General features: G+C 60.8%; 14 protein-coding genes. All 14 read right to left on the bottom strand.

Translation table 11 applies throughout. From position 1 onward, the window contains the following. Nucleotides 1–46 precede the first annotated feature (46 nt). Nucleotides 47–919: a CheW domain-containing protein gene (locus HQ912_RS19990; protein WP_173407211.1), complete on the bottom strand. Its 873-nt coding sequence runs from the start codon at nucleotides 917–919 to the stop codon at nucleotides 47–49. A gap of 96 nt (nucleotides 920–1,015) precedes the next feature. Next, nucleotides 1,016–1,807 (bottom strand): ParA family protein, encoded by a 792-nt coding sequence (locus HQ912_RS19995; protein WP_047226266.1) that lies wholly within the window; start codon nucleotides 1,805–1,807, stop codon nucleotides 1,016–1,018. A 49-nt stretch (nucleotides 1,808–1,856) separates the two neighbouring features. After that, a complete protein-coding gene (gene motD / locus HQ912_RS20000) occupies nucleotides 1,857–2,741 on the bottom strand; it encodes a flagellar motor protein MotD (protein WP_047226265.1) in 885 nt (294 codons plus the stop codon). A 15-nt stretch (nucleotides 2,742–2,756) separates the two neighbouring features. Beyond that, complete coding sequence (locus HQ912_RS20005; protein ID WP_018606553.1) at nucleotides 2,757–3,497, bottom strand: flagellar motor protein; 741 nt, start codon at nucleotides 3,495–3,497, stop codon at nucleotides 2,757–2,759. Then, complete coding sequence (locus HQ912_RS20010; RefSeq protein WP_047226264.1) at nucleotides 3,497–4,615, bottom strand: chemotaxis response regulator protein-glutamate methylesterase; 1,119 nt, start codon at nucleotides 4,613–4,615, stop codon at nucleotides 3,497–3,499. Before HQ912_RS20010 ends, HQ912_RS20005 begins: the two co-directional genes overlap by 1 nt. A gap of 48 nt (nucleotides 4,616–4,663) precedes the next feature. Then, nucleotides 4,664–6,928, bottom strand: coding sequence for a chemotaxis protein CheA (locus tag HQ912_RS20015; protein ID WP_107322136.1), 2,265 nt, complete (start codon nucleotides 6,926–6,928; stop codon nucleotides 4,664–4,666). A 27-nt stretch (nucleotides 6,929–6,955) separates the two neighbouring features. Further along, on the bottom strand, nucleotides 6,956–7,741 hold the full coding sequence (locus HQ912_RS20020) for a protein phosphatase CheZ (protein WP_047226262.1): 786 nt from the start codon (nucleotides 7,739–7,741) through the stop codon (nucleotides 6,956–6,958). Nucleotides 7,742–7,759: 18 nt separating this feature from the next. Next, nucleotides 7,760–8,131 carry a chemotaxis response regulator CheY gene (locus tag HQ912_RS20025; RefSeq protein WP_003183998.1) on the bottom strand — a complete coding sequence of 124 codons (372 nt, stop codon included), beginning with the start codon at nucleotides 8,129–8,131 and terminating at the stop codon, nucleotides 7,760–7,762. Nucleotides 8,132–8,297: 166 nt separating this feature from the next. Then, complete coding sequence (fliA, locus tag HQ912_RS20030; protein ID WP_003184000.1) at nucleotides 8,298–9,041, bottom strand: RNA polymerase sigma factor FliA; 744 nt, start codon at nucleotides 9,039–9,041, stop codon at nucleotides 8,298–8,300. Then, nucleotides 9,038–9,868 carry a flagellar synthesis regulator FleN gene (gene fleN / locus HQ912_RS20035; protein WP_003184001.1) on the bottom strand — a complete coding sequence of 277 codons (831 nt, stop codon included), beginning with the start codon at nucleotides 9,866–9,868 and terminating at the stop codon, nucleotides 9,038–9,040. Before fleN ends, fliA begins: the two co-directional genes overlap by 4 nt. A gap of 117 nt (nucleotides 9,869–9,985) precedes the next feature. After that, on the bottom strand, nucleotides 9,986–11,335 hold the full coding sequence (flhF, locus tag HQ912_RS20040; protein WP_047226261.1) for a flagellar biosynthesis protein FlhF: 1,350 nt from the start codon (nucleotides 11,333–11,335) through the stop codon (nucleotides 9,986–9,988). A gap of 11 nt (nucleotides 11,336–11,346) precedes the next feature. Beyond that, complete coding sequence (gene flhA / locus HQ912_RS20045) at nucleotides 11,347–13,476, bottom strand: flagellar biosynthesis protein FlhA (RefSeq protein WP_047226414.1); 2,130 nt, start codon at nucleotides 13,474–13,476, stop codon at nucleotides 11,347–11,349. A 181-nt stretch (nucleotides 13,477–13,657) separates the two neighbouring features. Next, nucleotides 13,658–14,794: a flagellar biosynthesis protein FlhB gene (gene flhB / locus HQ912_RS20050; protein ID WP_047226260.1), complete on the bottom strand. Its 1,137-nt coding sequence runs from the start codon at nucleotides 14,792–14,794 to the stop codon at nucleotides 13,658–13,660. 3 nt (nucleotides 14,795–14,797) lie between these two features. Continuing rightward, nucleotides 14,798–15,580, bottom strand: a complete 783-nt coding sequence (fliR, locus tag HQ912_RS20055) for a flagellar biosynthetic protein FliR (RefSeq protein WP_107322134.1) — start codon at nucleotides 15,578–15,580, stop codon at nucleotides 14,798–14,800. Between the last annotated feature and the right edge of the window lie 4 nt (nucleotides 15,581–15,584).

Genomic DNA, 15,584 nt, shown 5'->3' on the forward strand with positions numbered 1-15,584 from the left:
TGGCGGTGTGTGTTCTGCCCCGTGACGTGGTGCGCCACGGGTTGTCTTATTTCGGTTTCTGAACCGGCTTGGCGCCGCCCAGGTGTTTTGCCCCGCCACTGGCGATCAATTCGGCCAGCTCGGAAACGTCCAGCAAGGCGCACATGTGCTCGATCACCGTACCGGCCAGCCATGGCCGTTGGCCTCGATGGCTGCGCCACTTGATCTCGTTCGGGTCCAGGCGCAGCGAGCGACTGACCTGATGCACCGCCAAACCCCATTCATACCCTTGCACCGAAATCACGTATTGCAGGCCCTGGCGAAAATCATCGCGATAACGGTCCGGCATCACCCAGCGCGCGGTATCCAGCACCTTCAGGTTGCCGGCCTGGCTCGGCAGGATCCCCAGGAACCATTCCGGCTGACCGAACAACGGCGTCAGTTCCTGCCCGGCCAGGGAATATATCGATCCCAGGCATACCAGCGGCACCGCCAGGGTCAACCCGGCCACATCGAACAACAAACACTCGAACGGCTCGGCGGCCCAGGCCGGACGGTCGTCGGTCGGCACCGGCGGCGGTGGGCTGCTTGGTGGCAGATGGACTTCCACCACCGGCGTCACCAGGCCCTGCAGCAACGGTGCAACGGTCGAGACCGGCGCCAGGATCGGCGCAGGCGCTTCCATCACTGCCACCTGAGGCTTGATGAACGGAGCCTCGACTGCCGCGGCAATCACTGTTTTGTGTGCATCACGGGCCTGCTCTTCGAGCACGGCCGCCTGAAATTCATCCAGTCCACCTTCGGCTTCGACGGTCTCGGGCAACGCCTCGATCACGCTCGGTTGCGGTGGCAGTTCTTCGGTTGCTTCCTGCAACAGCCCATCCAGATAAGACTGCAGGGCCAGTTGCGGACGCGAGGTTGTCTTTATCGGGCGGCTCATGGGAACAGTGCGCCACTTGAAAAGGTTATCGGCATGTATGCGCCTGGACTTGAGCGCTCACAAGCGAGTGCAATGCCTTTGGTAAGCCTCGTCACCTTAAGCCACCTGCTGCGAAACGAGCTGCTGGGCCAGCAGGTGCTTGAGCAGCGCCCGGTAGGCCAGCACGCCGCGGCTCTTGCCATCGAATTGCGAAGGGGTCACACCGGCACGGCTGGCGTCACGCAAACGCGTGTCGACCGGAATGTAGCCTTGCCAGATGTCATCCGGGTACATGTCCCGCAGCACGCGCAGGGTGCCCAGGGACGCCTGGGTCCGACGATCAAACAGGGTCGGCACGATGTTGAAGGCCAACGATTGCTTGCGTGAGCGGTTGATCATCGCCAGGGTATTGACCATGCGCTCCAGGCCCTTGACTGCCAGATGCTCGGTCTGCACCGGGATAACCAATTGCTGGCTGGCCGCCAAGGCGTTGACCATCAGCACGCCAAGCAGCGGCGGGCTGTCGATGATCGCGTAATCGAAGTCCTGCCACAGTTGCGCCAGACTCTTGGCGATCACCAGGCCCAGACCGCTTTGTCCCGGCGACTGCCGTTCCAGGGTCGCCAGGGCGGTGCTGGATGGCAGCAGGGAAATCCGCTCATCGCTGGTGGACAGCAGCAACTGCCCCGGCAAGCCTTCGGGCACACCGCCCTTGTGCAGGAACAGGTCGTAGTTGCTGTGCTCCAGACTGTCGGGATCGTAACCAAAGTAGCTGGTCATCGAGCCGTGGGGGTCCAGATCGACCATGACCACGCGCTTGCCCGCCTCGGCCAGCAATCCGGCTAAAGCGATGGAAGATGTGGTTTTACCCACACCACCTTTTTGATTGGCGACTGCCCAGACTCTCATTCGGATTGTTCCTCCCGGTCGATAAAGGCTCGACCGAGAAATAGCTCGGTTATAAAGCGGGTGACGGAGAATTGACGGCGCTCTGTCTTCCCGGCGACTTGGGCTGGGTCGGTGCAGTTTGTGTGCCAGCACGCTTCAATGCCGCATCCGGTGTTGCATGGGCCGTACCGGTCCCGGTCAGGCTGCGGCGCACCTCAAGGTTGCGCGACACCACCAACACCACTCGCCGGTTGCGCGCCCTCCCCTCGGCGGTGGCATTGTTGGCCACCGGCTGGAATTCACCATAGCCCACCGACGCCAGCCGGCCGGGGTTTACGCCCTGCATCGCGAGCATGCGCACGATGCTCGCCGAACGCGCCGAGGACAGTTCCCAGTTGGTCGGGTACTGCGCAGTGCGAATCGGCTGATCGTCTGTGAAGCCTTCTACGTGGATCGGGTTGTCGAAAGGCCTGAGGATCGCGGCCACTTTATCGATGATGTTGAACGCCATGTCGCTGGGCATGGCATCGCCGCTGCCAAACAACAGGCTGGAATTGAGTTCGATCTCAACCCACAACTCGTTGCCGCGCACGGTCATCTGATTGGAGCTGATCAGATCACCAAACGCCGCGCTGATGTCATCGGCAATGCTTTTCAACGGATCGCTGCCGCCAGCGATACCGGCATCGACCTGCTCGGAGTCCCTGACCAGCGGTTTGGCAGGCGTGGTGGTCTTGGGCCGCTCATCACCAATGGGGATGGGCTTGAGGGCGCGGTCGGAGTCGGTAAACACGCCGATCAGCGCCTCGGAAATAACCTTGTACTTGCCTTCGTTGACCGACGAGATCGAATACATGACCACGAAAAAAGCGAACAGCAGCGTGATGAAGTCGGCGTAAGAGACGAGCCAGCGTTCATGGTTGACGTGTTCTTCACGATGCCTGCGACGTGCCATTTTCCATGTCTCCCATCAGTCCATGAAGCCCTGAAGCTTCAACTCAATGGAACGCGGGTTTTCACCTTCGGCGATCGACAGGATCCCTTCCAGCAACATTTCGCGATAACGCGACTGGCGCAACGCAATGGACTTGAGCTTGGCGGCGATCGGCAGCAGCACCAGGTTGGCACTGGCCACACCATAAATGGTCGCGACGAAAGCCACGGCGATACCACTGCCCAGTTGCGACGGATCGGCCAGGTTGCCCATCACGTGGATCAGGCCCATCACCGCACCGATGATGCCGATGGTCGGCGCATAGCCACCCATGCTTTCAAAGACTTTGGCCGCTTCGATGTCACGGCTTTCCTGGGTGTAGAAATCCACTTCCAGGATGCTGCGGATGGCTTCCGGCTCAGCGCCGTCCACCAACAGTTGCAGGCCTTTGCGCGAATAGTTGTCGGGTTCGGCGTCGGCCACCCCTTCCAGGCCCAGCAAACCTTCCTTGCGGGCGGTCAGACTCCAGTTCACCACGCGGTCGATGCCACCGGCCAGGTCGACACGTGGCGGGAACAGAATCCAGATGAGCACCTGCATGGCGCGCTTGAAGGCGCTCATGGGCGACTGCAACAGCGCCGCGCCCACGGTGCCGCCGATCACGATCAACGCCGCCGGGCCGTTGGCCAAGGCCCCCAGGTGACCGCCTTCCAGGTAATTGCCACCAATAATGGCGACGAACGCCATGATGATGCCGATCAGGCTGAGCACATCCATTACAGGCACGCCTCGACCAGATGTCTACCGATGTCGTCCAGCCCGTACACCGCGTCGGCCAGATCCGCTTTGACAATCGCCATCGGCATGCCATAGATCACGCAACTGGCTTCATCCTGGGCCCAAATGGCGCTGCCGCCCTGCTTGAGCAGGCGCGCGCCTTCGCGACCGTCGGCGCCCATGCCGGTGAGCACCACCGCCAGAACTTTGTCGCCGTAGGATTTAGCGGCGGAGCCGAAAGTGATGTCCACGCACGGTTTGTAATTGAGCCGCTCATCGCCGGGCAGGATTTTCACCGCGCCGCGACCATCGATCATCATCTGCTTGCCGCCTGGCGCCAACAGCGCCAGGCCCGGACGCAGGATGTCGCCATCCTCGGCCTCCTTGACGCTGATACGACACAGCTTGTCCAGACGCTCGGCGAACGCCTTGGTGAAGGCCGCGGGCATATGCTGGATCAGCACGATCGGCGCCGGAAAGTTGGCCGGCAACTGGGTCAGGACCCGCTGCAACGCCACCGGGCCGCCGGTGGACGTACCAATAGCGACCAGTTTGTAGGCTTTGCGCTTGGGGGCCGGCGACGATGACGTACTGGCGGGCGCGGAACGAGCTGGCGCTGGGGCCGGGGCACTGCGCGCTGGGGCCGGATTGAAGCTGCCCGATGAAGCCGGGGCTGGTGCAGGCGCTGGCGCAGGTATGCTATAGGCACCGACACGCCGGTTGCTGCGGGAAATACTGTGGACCTTCTCGCACAGCAACTGCCGAACCTTGTCGGGGTTGCGCGAAATGTCTTCGAAATTTTTCGGCAGGAAATCCACCGCCCCGGCGTCCAGCGCATCGAGGGTCACCCGGGCGCCTTCATGGGTCAGGGAGGAGAACATCAATACTGGGGTCGGGCAGCGCTGCATGATATGCCGCACCGCCGTGATGCCATCCATCATCGGCATCTCGTAGTCCATGGTGATCACGTCCGGCTTGAGCGCCAGCGCCTGATCGATTGCCTCTTTGCCGTTGGTCGCCGTACCGACGACCTGAATACTCGGGTCCGCCGAGAGAATTTCCGAGACGCGGCGGCGGAAAAACCCCGAATCGTCCACCACCAGGACTTTAACTACCATAAACACTCCGTTAGACGAGACGCGGCTGCGGGCCGCGCCCCTCCAGAATCAAATACGCCGTGCGGCGTAACGCTTGAGCATGCTTGGCACATCGAGAATCAACGCGATGCGACCGTCGCCGGTGATGGTGGCGCCGGACATGCCCGGGGTGCCCTGGAGCATCTTGCCTAGCGGCTTGATGACCACTTCTTCCTGGCCCACCAACTGATCGACGACGAAGCCGATCCGCTGGGTGCCCACCGAAAGGATCACCACATGGCCTTCACCCTGCTCGACATGAGCGGCGGAGCTGACCAGCCAGCGCTTGAGGTAGAACAGCGGCAGTGCCTTGTCCCGCACGATCACCACTTCCTGGCCGTCCACCACGTTGGTGCGCGACAGGTCGAGGTGGAAGATTTCGTTGACATTGACCAGCGGGAAGGCGAATGCCTGGTTGCCCAGCATCACCATCAGGGTCGGCATGATCGCCAGGGTCAGCGGGACCTTGATGACGATTTTCGAGCCCTGGCCCTTGGTCGAGTAGATGTTGATCGAACCGTTGAGCTGGGAAATCTTGGTTTTCACCACATCCATGCCCACGCCACGGCCCGACACGTCGGAAATCTCGGTCTTGGTCGAGAACCCCGGGGCGAAGATCAGGTTGTAGCACTCGGTGTCGCTCAGGCGGTCGGCGGCATCCTTGTCCATCACACCGCGCTTCACCGCGATGGAGCGCAGTACGTTCGGGTCCATGCCTTTGCCGTCGTCGGAGATCGACAGCAGGATGTGGTCGCCTTCCTGCTCGGCGGCCAATACCACCTTGCCGCTGCGGGGCTTGCCTGACTCTTCGCGCTCTTGCGGCGACTCGATACCGTGGTCGACCGCGTTGCGCACCAAGTGGACCAGTGGATCGGCCAGAGCCTCGACCAGGTTCTTGTCCAGGTCGGTCTCTTCGCCCACTAGTTCCAGGTTGATTTCTTTCTTGAGCTGGCGCGCCAGGTCGCGAACCAGGCGCGGAAAGCGCCCGAAGACTTTCTTGATCGGCTGCATCCGGGTCTTCATGACCGCCGTCTGCAAGTCAGCCGTGACCACGTCCAGGTTCGACACGGCCTTGGCCATGGCTTCGTCCTGGCTGTTGAGGCCCAGGCGCACCAGGCGGTTACGCACCAGCACCAGTTCGCCGACCATGTTCATGATCTCGTCCAGGCGAGCGGTGTCGACCCGTACAGTGGTCTCGGCTTCGCTGGCCGGCTTTTCCGCCGGCGCGGCCGCCGGTGCGCGGGCTGGCGCCGGGGCGGCGGCAGCAGGCTTGGGTGTCTCAGCCTTCGGTTCCGGTGCCTTGGCGGCGGGTTTGGCCGCGGCCTTCTCCGCTGGCGCAGCCGCTGTGGCAGTGGCGGCAGGCGCAGTGGCTGTTGAGGCGGTGCCGACTTCGCTGAACTTGCCCTTGCCGTGCAGTTCGTCGAGCAGTGATTCGAATTCGTGATCGCTGATCAGGTCGCTGCCCGCTGCGGCGGCGGCAGGCTTGGCTGGGGTCGGCGCGGAGGCGATAGCCGAATCCAGTGCGTCCACGGCGAAGTTACCCTTGCCGTGCAACTGATCGAGCAAAGCCTCGAACTCATCGTCGGTGATATCGGAGTTGTCGCCCGCCGCTTTCGGGGCGGCCGGAGCACTCGGGGGGGCGACGGCATCCACGGCGAACTGGCCCTTGCCGTGAAGCTGATCGAGCAGCGACTCGAACTCGGCGTCGGTGATTTCATCGCTGGCGGCGGCATCGGCGGCCGGCGCAGCCGGGGCAGCAGGCGCTGCCGGAGCCTGGGCTTGAGCCTTGACGGCGTTCAGCGAGTCCAGCAGTTGTTCGAATTCGTTATCGGTGATGTCGCCTGATTCCTCGGCGACCGGTTCCTCAACCACTGGCGCGGCTACCGGTGCAGCTTCGTCAGCCGACTGCGGCTCGGCCAGGCGCGACAGCGCGGCGAGCAGCTCAGGCGTAGCAGCGGTGATCGGCGAGCGCTCGCGCACTTCACTGAACATGCTGTTGACCGCATCCAGCGCTTCGAGCACCACGTCCATCAATTCCGAGTCAACGCGACGCTCACCCTTGCGCAGGATGTCGAACACGTTTTCGGCAATGTGACAGCACTCCACCAGCTCATTGAGCTGGAGGAAGCCGGCGCCTCCTTTTACAGTGTGGAAACCGCGAAAAATTGCATTGAGCAGATCCGCATCATCAGGTCGGCTTTCCAGCTCGACCAGCTGTTCGGACAGTTGCTCTAGAATCTCGCCGGCCTCAACCAGGAAATCCTGAAGGATCTCTTCATCGGCGCCGAAGCTCATTAATGGGTGCTCCTAGAGGTCTAAAACCTAAAATCCAAGGCTGGACAGCAAATCGTCCACATCGTCCTGACCGGACACAACGTCTTCTCTTTTATCGGCATGAATTTGCGGACCTTCACCCTGAGAGAGATGTTTTTGTGGATCTTTTTCAGCGAGCATCGCTTCACGGTCGTGTTCGATGCCTGCAAAGCGGTCTACCTGGCTGGCCATCAACACCAGTTTGAGCAGGTTGCTTTCCACTTCGGTGACCAGTTGGGTCACCCGCTTGATCACCTGGCCGGTCAGGTCTTGATAGTCCTGAGCCAGCAGAATGTCGTTGAGGTTGCTCGCCACGGCGCGGTTCTCAGCGCTACTGCGCGTCAGGAAACCGTCGACCCGACGGGCCAGCTCGCGAAACTCTTCAGCCCCGACTTCGCGCCGCATGAAGCGACCCCAGTCGGTGCTCAAGGCCTGGGCTTCATCGCTCAGGCCATTGACCAGCGGCGTTGCGTTCTCCACCAGGTCCATGGTGCGGTTGGCCGCGGCCTCGGTCAGCTTGACCACATAACCCAGACGCTCGGTCGCGTCGGTGATCTGCGAGACCTCCTCGGCCTGCGGCATGTTCGGATCGATCTGAAAATTGACAATCGCGCTGTGCAGTTCACGCGTGAGCTTGCCCACTTCCTGATACAGACCGCGGTCACGGGTCTGGTTGAGCTCATGGATCATTTGAACCGCATCGCCAAAGCGGCCTTTCTCAAGGCTGTCGACCAGTTCGCGGGCATGTTTTTTCAGGGTCGATTCGAAATCACCCATTGAAGATTCGTTATCCATAGCTCCCCCGTGGCGCCGTTAACCGATGCGTTCGAAGATTTTTTCGATCTTCTCTTTCAACGCCTGGGCCGTGAAGGGTTTGACCACGTAGCCGTTCACACCGGCCTGGGCCGCTTCGATGATCTGCTCGCGCTTGGCTTCGGCAGTGACCATCAGCACCGGAAGGTGCTTGAGTTTTTCGTCGGCGCGCACATGGCGCAGCAAGTCGATACCGGTCATGCCGGGCATGTTCCAGTCAGTCACCAGAAAGTCGATGCTTCCGCTGTTGAGAACCGGAATGGCAGTGGTGCCATCGTCGGCCTCGACCGTGTTGGTGAACCCAAGGTCACGCAACAGGTTTTTTATGATCCGCCGCATCGTTGAGAAGTCATCAACGATGAGGATTTTCATGTTCTTGTCCAATTCGACCTCCAAGCAGTCTTAAACGCGCCCAGCACCTGAACGCGCCATTTCAATCAATCCGGCACAACACTCGACAACGGTCTGGAGGACAACAGAGAAAGACTGGCTCAGCACATGCCAGGCCAGCCTCGTTCGCAGTGTCCCCACACTGCTGTCAGCGCGCTCGCCACTCCCCCAAACGCCCCCGCAAACGGGCCGCGCACTGGCTGTGTAACTGGCTGACCCGCGATTCGCTGACACCCAGGACCTCACCGATTTCCTTGAGGTTCAGCTCTTCGTCGTAGTACAGCGCCAAGACCAGTCGCTCACGCTCCGGCAAATTGGCAATCGCATCCGCCAGCGCGCTCTGGAAACGCTCATCTTCCAGGTCACGCGATGGCTCCATGTGAGCACTCGCGCCGTCCTCGTGCAGCCCTTCGTGTTCGCCGTCCTGCAGCAGGTCGTCGAAACTGAACAGGCGACTGCCCAAGGTATCGTTCAAAATCCCGTAATAATCATCGAGACTCAATTGGAGTTCGGCCGCAACCTCGTGATCTTTAGCGTCACGCCCGGTTTTAGCTTCAATGGCGCGAATGGCGTCACTGACCATGCGGGTATTGCGATGCACCGAACGCGGCGCCCAATCACCCTTACGGACTTCATCGAGCATCGCCCCGCGAATGCGAATACCGGCATAGGTCTCGAAACTGGCGCCCTTGCTCGCGTCGTATTTGTTCGACACTTCGAGCAGGCCGATCATGCCCGCCTGGATCAGGTCTTCAACCTGGACACTGGCCGGCAAGCGCGCCAGCAAGTGATAGGCGATACGCTTGACCAGAGGCGCGTATCGCTCAATCAATTCGTACTGGGCGTCCCGTGCCGATTTCTTGTAGAGATGGTTGTAACCGCTGGCTGTCATAACACGGGCCCTGCTGTTTGTTGCACGAGACGCTCGACGAAAAACTCCAGATGCCCGCGAGGGTTGGCTGGCAGTGGCCAGGTATCAACCTTCTGGGCAATAGCCTTGAACGCCAGTGCGCATTTGGAACGGGGAAAGGCTTCATAAACCGCACGTTGCTTCTGGACGGCCTTGCGTACGCTTTCGTCGTAGGGCACAGCGCCGACGTATTGTAGGGCGACGTCCAGGAAACGATCCGTGACCTTTGTCAACTTGGCGAACAGGTTGCGACCTTCCTGCGGGCTCTGGGCCATGTTGGCCAGGACGCGGAAGCGGTTCATGCCGTAGTCACGGTTCAATAACTTGATCAGGGCATAGGCGTCGGTGATGGACGTCGGTTCGTCGCAGACCACCAGCAAGACTTCCTGGGCAGCGCGTACGAAACTGACGACCGAATCACCGATACCGGCAGCGGTGTCGATCACCAGCACATCGAGGTTGTCACCGATGTCGCTGAAGGCCTGGATCAGGCCGGCGTGTTGAGCCGGGGTCAGGTGAACCATGCTCTGGGTGCCCGAGGCAGCCGGCACGATGCGAATCCCGCCCGGCCCTTGCAGCAGCACGTCGCGCAGTTCGCAGCGGCCCTCTATCACGTCCGCCAGCGTGCGCTTGGGCGTGAGCCCCAGCAGCACGTCGACGTTCGCCAGGCCCAGGTCGGCGTCCAGCAGCATGACCCGTCGGCCAAGCTCTGCCAGAGCCAGGGACAAGTTCACTGACACGTTAGTCTTGCCGACGCCACCTTTGCCGCCGGTCACCGCGATCACCTGTACGGGATGCATGCTGCCCATGTTCGTTCTTTACCTTGTCTTACTTAGACGGAGGCCACATTACTGGCTGCGCGCTCGCATGAAGGAACAATGCATGGCAGACCATCGATGTAGGTACAAAAAATATTCATGATTACCTCAGCCGACCTGCTTGGTCGGGCTGTGGTAGATATCAGCGAACATATCAGCCATGGCTTCTTCGCTGGGTTCTTCCTGCATTTGCACACTCACGGCACGACTGACCAGTTGATGACGGCGCGGCAGATGCAAATCATCCGGGATCCGCGGCCCGTCGGTCAGGTAGGCCACCGGTAAATCATGACCGATCGCCAGGCTCAACACCTCGCCCAGGCTTGCCGTTTCGTCCAGCTTAGTCAGGATGCAGCCGGCCAGCCCGCAGCGTTTGTAGCTGTGGTATGCGGCGGTTAGAACCTGTTTCTGGCTGGTGGTTGCCAACACGAGATAATTTTTTGACCGGATCCCACGCCCGGCCAGGCTTTCAAGCTGCATGCGCAGGGCCGGATCGCTGGCTTGCAGGCCGGCGGTATCGATCAGCACGACGCGCTTGCGCAGCAGCGGTTCCAGCGCCTGGGCCAGGGACTGGCCCGGATCCACATGGGTCACCGACACATTGAGGATCCGGCCCAAGGTCTTGAGTTGTTCCTGGGCACCGATACGGAAACTGTCCATGCTCACCAGGGCGATGCTCTGGGCGCCGTACTTGAGTACATAACGCGCCGCGAGCTTGGCCAGGGTGGTGGTCTTGCCCATACCGGCCGGGCCGACCATGGCAATGACGCCACCTTCTTCGAGAGGCTCGACTTCCGGTGTGGCGATCATCCGCGCCAGGTGCGCCAGCAACATGCGCCAAGCCTGACGAGGTTCTTCGATATCGTTGATCAGCGCCAGCAGGTCGCGGGACAACGGACCGGACAGGCCGATGCGTTGCAGGCGACGCCACAGGTTAGCCTGGGCCGGACGGTTGCCTTGCAACTGGTTCCAGGCCAGGGAGCCGAGCTGAACTTCCATCAGTTCACGCAGGCTGTTGAGTTCGAAGCGCATCGAGTCCAGGGCGCGCGGGTCGACGCCACCGCCCGAGGCAGCCTGAACCGGCGCCGGACGACGCGGCTCGGCCTTGGCCTGCTCGACCAGTGGCTCAGCAGCGGTCAACGGCAATCCAGCGGTCAGAGGCTGGCCGGCGAACAATTGACGATTGGTGCCCGCGCTGGCTTCGCCGTCACTGCTGCGCAAGCTCAATTCGGCCTGGGCACTGGCGATGCGCGACTGGGTCTTGCGCAGCTCATCCTCGAGTTCCATGTTGGGAACACGTGGGGCCAGCGCCGACAATTTGTAATCCAGAGCCGCCGTCAGCTCGACACCCCCGGCGATCCGACGGTTGCCGATGATGGCGGCTTCAGCGCCCAGCTCGTCACGAACCAGCTTCATGGCCTGACGCATATCGGCGGCGAAAAAACGCTTCACTTGCATAAACCACTACCTCAGCCGTTGGGCCCTACTGTCGCAACGATGGTCACTTGCTTGTTGTCCGGTATTTCCTGGTACGCCAGCACATGCAGCCCCGGGACCGCGAGGCGCCCGAATCGCGAAAGCATCGCGCGAATCGGACCGGCCACCAGCAGGATCACCGGTTGGCCTTGCATCTCCTGCCGCTGGGCTGCATCGATCAGCGAACGCTGCAGCTTCTCGGCCATGCTTGGCTCCAGCAGAACGCCCTCTTCCGAGCCTTGTCCTGCCTTCTGCAGACTATTGAGCAATATCTGTTCCAACCTTGGCTCCAACGTGATCACAGGCAGCTCCGACTCAGTGCCTACAATGCTTTGGACGATTGCGCGGGATACGCCAACCCGCACCGCAGCCACCAGAGCGGCGGTATCTTGACTCTTGGAAGCGTTGTTGGCGATAGCCTCGGCAATGCTGCGAATGTCGCGCACCGGCACCTGCTCGGCCAACAGCGCTTGCAACACCTTGAGCAATTGCGACAACGAAACCACGCCAGGCACCAGCTCTTCGGCCAGCTTCGGCGAGCCTTTGGCCAGCACTTGCAGCAATTGCTGGACTTCTTCGTGACCGATCAGCTCGCTGGAGTGCTTGTACAGAATCTGGTTCAAGTGGGTCGCGACCACGGTACTGGCGTCCACCACGGTATAGCCAAGGGACTGGGCCTGGGCCCGCTGGCTGATTTCGATCCATACCGCTTCCAGGCCAAAAGCCGGATCCTTGGCGGTAATGCCGTTGAGCGAACCGTAGACCTGCCCCGGGTTGATCGCCAGTTCACGGTCCGGGTAGATCTCGGCTTCGGCCAGGATCACCCCCATCAACGTCAAGCGATAGGCACTTGGCGCCAGATCGAGGTTGTCACGAATATGTACGGTGGGCATCAGAAAGCCCAGGTCCTGGGACAGCTTCTTGCGCACACCCTTGATCCGCGCGAGCAATTGACCACCCTGATTGCGGTCCACCAAGGGGATCAGACGGTAACCGACTTCCAGGCCGATCATGTCGATCGGCGTCACGTCGTCCCAGCCCAGCTCCTTGGTTTCCATGGCACGAGCCGGCGACGGCAACAGTTCCTGCTGACGCTTGACCTCCTGCAGGGCCTGAACCTTTTGTACGTTCTGTTTCTTCCAGAACAGGTAGGCGCCACCCGCCGCCAATGCGGCCATGCTCAGAAACGAGAAATGGGGCATCCCGGGGACCAGGCCCATCACGGCCATCAGTCCGGCTGCAACGGCCAACGCCTTGGGCGATGCAAACATCTGCCGGCCGATCTGCTTACCCATGTCTTCGGAGCCGGACGCACGGGTCACCATGATCGCGGCAGCTGTGGATAACAACAGTGATGGCAATTGCGCCACCAAACCGTCACCAATGGTTAACAGCGCGTAAACCTTGCCGGCATCGCCGAATGTCATGCCGTGCTGGAAGATACCGACAGCCATACCGCCGATCAGGTTGATGAAGAGAATCAGCAGGCCGGCGATGGCATCGCCGCGCACGAATTTGCTGGCACCGTCCATGGAGCCATAGAACTCGGCTTCCTGGGCCACTTCCAGACGACGGGCCTTGGCCTGGCCCTGATCGATCAGGCCAGCGTTGAGGTCGGCGTCGATTGCCATTTGCTTGCCGGGCATTGCATCGAGGGTGAAACGCGCACTCACCTCGGAAATCCGTCCGGCACCCTTGGTCACCACGACAAAGTTGATGATCATCAAAATGGCGAAGACGACGATACCCACCACGTAGTTTCCGCCGATCACCACTTCACCGAAGGCCTGGATCACCTTACCGGCAGCGGCGTGGCCTTCATGCCCGTGGATCATCACCACCCGGGTGGACGCCACGTTGAGCGCCAGGCGCATCAGCGTCGCCACCAGCAGAATGGTCGGGAACACCGCGAAATCCAGTGGCCGCAATGCGTACACACACACCAGCAGTACAACGATGGACAAAGCAATGTTGAACGTGAAGAACACGTCCAGCAGAAACGGTGGCACCGGCAGCATCATCATGGCGAGCATGACCAGCAGCAACAACGGCACGCCCAGATTACCCCGACTGAGGTCGGCTACGTTGTTGCGCGCGGTGTTGAATAACTGAGAGCGATCCACCAATAATCCCCGTTCCTGTGAAGCAAACTTTTGACGCCCGGAACGGGCGTAGACGGGGTATTGCAAGAAGCCTTCCAACTTTTGTCAGAGGCTGAAATAGAGGCGCTAGCCAAGGCGCTGAATGCAATCGAGGCTCGCTCCCACTGGTTCTGCATCCGAGCGCAATCAGCGCAGGCCCGAATCAGGAGTCGCGGCGCAAATCCGGTGGAATCGGCAAATCCTTGAGTGGCTCGGGGCGCTTGCCCTTGCCGGCGCGGTGTTGACGGATCTGATAGACGTAGGCCAACACCTGGGCCACGGCCAGGTACAGGCCTCCGGGGATTTCCTGGTCGAGTTCGGTGGAGTAGTAAATCGATCGCGCCAACGCGGGGGATTCGAGCAGCATCACTTCGTTGGCTACGGCAATCTCGCGGATTTTCAGCGCCAGGAAATCACTGCCCTTGGCCAGCAACACCGGAGCATTGCCTTTATCGGGGTCGTACTTGAGTGCCACGGCGTAGTGAGTCGGGTTGGTGATGACCACGTCGGCATCCGGGATCGCCGCCATCATCCGGCGCTGGGACACTTCACGCTGCAACTGGCGAATCCGTTGCTTGACCTCCGGCTTGCCCTCCTGGTCCTTATGCTCGTCGCGGATCTCCTGCTTGGTCATCATCAGCTTCTGCTTGCTCTGATACAGCTGGATCGGCACGTCGATGGCGGCGATCAGAATCAAGCCGCAAGCCATCCACAAGGTACTCCAGCCCACCAGTTGCACGCTGTGGATAATGGCCTGCTCCAAGGGTTCATGGGCGATGCGCAGCAAGTCGTCGATATCGGCCTGCAGTACCGTCAGCGCGACAAACAGGATCAGGAAAAACTTCCCAAGCGCCTTGAGCAACTCCATCAGCGCCGTGCTGGAAAACATTCGCTTGAGGCCGTTGGCCGGGTTCATCCGACTGAACTTGGGCGCCAGGCTCTTACCGGCAAACAGCCAGCCCCCCAGGGAAATCGGGCCAATAATGGCCGCCAACAGCAGAAAGATCAGGACCGGTTGCACGGCCAGGATCGCGATCTTGCCGGAGTGCAGCAGGTATTGCCCCATGGCACCGGGACTGAGCAGTACCTCGCGGGGCAAGGAAAAATTCAGGCGCATGATTTCCAGCAGATCCAGGGCCAGCCCGCCGCCATAAATCAACAGACCGCCCGCCCCGGCCAACATCACCGCCAGGGTATTGAGCTCCTTGGAGCGCGCAATCTCGCCCTTGTCCCGAGACTCCTTCTTGCGCTTCTCCGTGGGGTCTTCTGTCTTGTCCTGCCCACTCTCGCTTTCGGCCATGGTTCAGCGCGCCTGTGCCATGTCGCGTAACAGCTGCAGGGCCTGGGTCGCCAGCGGCTGGTACTGATTGAGAATATCCCCCAGGCTGATCCAGAAAATCACCAGGCCCAGCACCAGGGTCAACGGAAAACCGATGGAGAAAATGTTCAACTGCGGCGCCGCCCGGGTCATCACGCCAAAGGCAATATTGACCACCAGCAACGCGGTAATCGCGGGCAATACCAACACCATCGCCGCCCCTAGAACCCAGCCAAGCTTGCCGGCGATGTCCCAGAAATGATTGACCAGCATCGCGCTGCCCACCGGCAATGTGGTGAAGCTCTCGGTCAACACCTCAAACACCACCAGGTGCCCGTTCATGGCCAGAAACAGCAGGGTCACCAGCATCGTCAGGAACTGCCCGATCACTGCGCTGTTCACACCGTTGGTGGGGTCGACCATGGAGGCGAACGCCATGCCCATCTGGATCGAAATGATTTGCCCGGCCACCACAAACGCCTGGAAAAACAGCTGCAGCGAAAAGCCCATCAAGACGCCAATCAGAATCTGCTCGGCCACCAGCATCAATGCACTGAGGTCCAGAGCGTTGACCGGCGGCATAGGTGGCAACCCTGGTGCGATGACCACCGTAATCGCCAGAGCGAAATACAGCCGTACGCGGGTTGGCACAAGGGTAGTGCCAAACACCGGCATGCTCATCAGCACCGCGGTGACACGAAACAGCGGCAGGATAAATGACGCCACCCAGGTACTGATCTGGGTATCCGTCAGTTCGAGCATCGACATCAGG

It is taken from the genome of Pseudomonas sp. MPDS (assembly GCF_013283895.1).
GTDB classification, from domain to species: Bacteria; Pseudomonadota; Gammaproteobacteria; order Pseudomonadales; family Pseudomonadaceae; genus Aquipseudomonas; species Aquipseudomonas rhizophila.

Excerpts from the sequence above, each read along its gene's own strand:
- motD (WP_047226265.1), bottom strand. The coding sequence starts at position 2,741 with ATGGCACGTCGCAGGCATCGTGAAGAACACGTCAACCATGAACGCTGG.
- HQ912_RS19990 (WP_173407211.1), bottom strand. The coding sequence starts at position 919 with ATGAGCCGCCCGATAAAGACAACCTCGCGTCCGCAACTGGCCCTGCAG.
- HQ912_RS20010 (WP_047226264.1), bottom strand. The coding sequence starts at position 4,615 with ATGGTAGTTAAAGTCCTGGTGGTGGACGATTCGGGGTTTTTCCGCCGC.
- HQ912_RS20020 (WP_047226262.1), bottom strand. The coding sequence starts at position 7,741 with ATGGATAACGAATCTTCAATGGGTGATTTCGAATCGACCCTGAAAAAA.
- fliA (WP_003184000.1), bottom strand. The coding sequence starts at position 9,041 with ATGACAGCCAGCGGTTACAACCATCTCTACAAGAAATCGGCACGGGAC.
- fleN (WP_003184001.1), bottom strand. The coding sequence starts at position 9,868 with ATGGGCAGCATGCATCCCGTACAGGTGATCGCGGTGACCGGCGGCAAA.
- fliR (WP_107322134.1), bottom strand. The coding sequence starts at position 15,580 with ATGTCGATGCTCGAACTGACGGATACCCAGATCAGTACCTGGGTGGCG.
- flhB (WP_047226260.1), bottom strand. The coding sequence starts at position 14,794 with ATGGCCGAAAGCGAGAGTGGGCAGGACAAGACAGAAGACCCCACGGAG.
- HQ912_RS20015 (WP_107322136.1), bottom strand. The coding sequence starts at position 6,928 with ATGAGCTTCGGCGCCGATGAAGAGATCCTTCAGGATTTCCTGGTTGAG.
- HQ912_RS20005 (WP_018606553.1), bottom strand. The coding sequence starts at position 3,497 with ATGGATGTGCTCAGCCTGATCGGCATCATCATGGCGTTCGTCGCCATT.
- HQ912_RS20025 (WP_003183998.1), bottom strand. The coding sequence starts at position 8,131 with ATGAAAATCCTCATCGTTGATGACTTCTCAACGATGCGGCGGATCATA.
- HQ912_RS19995 (WP_047226266.1), bottom strand. The coding sequence starts at position 1,807 with ATGAGAGTCTGGGCAGTCGCCAATCAAAAAGGTGGTGTGGGTAAAACC.
- flhF (WP_047226261.1), bottom strand. The coding sequence starts at position 11,335 with ATGCAAGTGAAGCGTTTTTTCGCCGCCGATATGCGTCAGGCCATGAAG.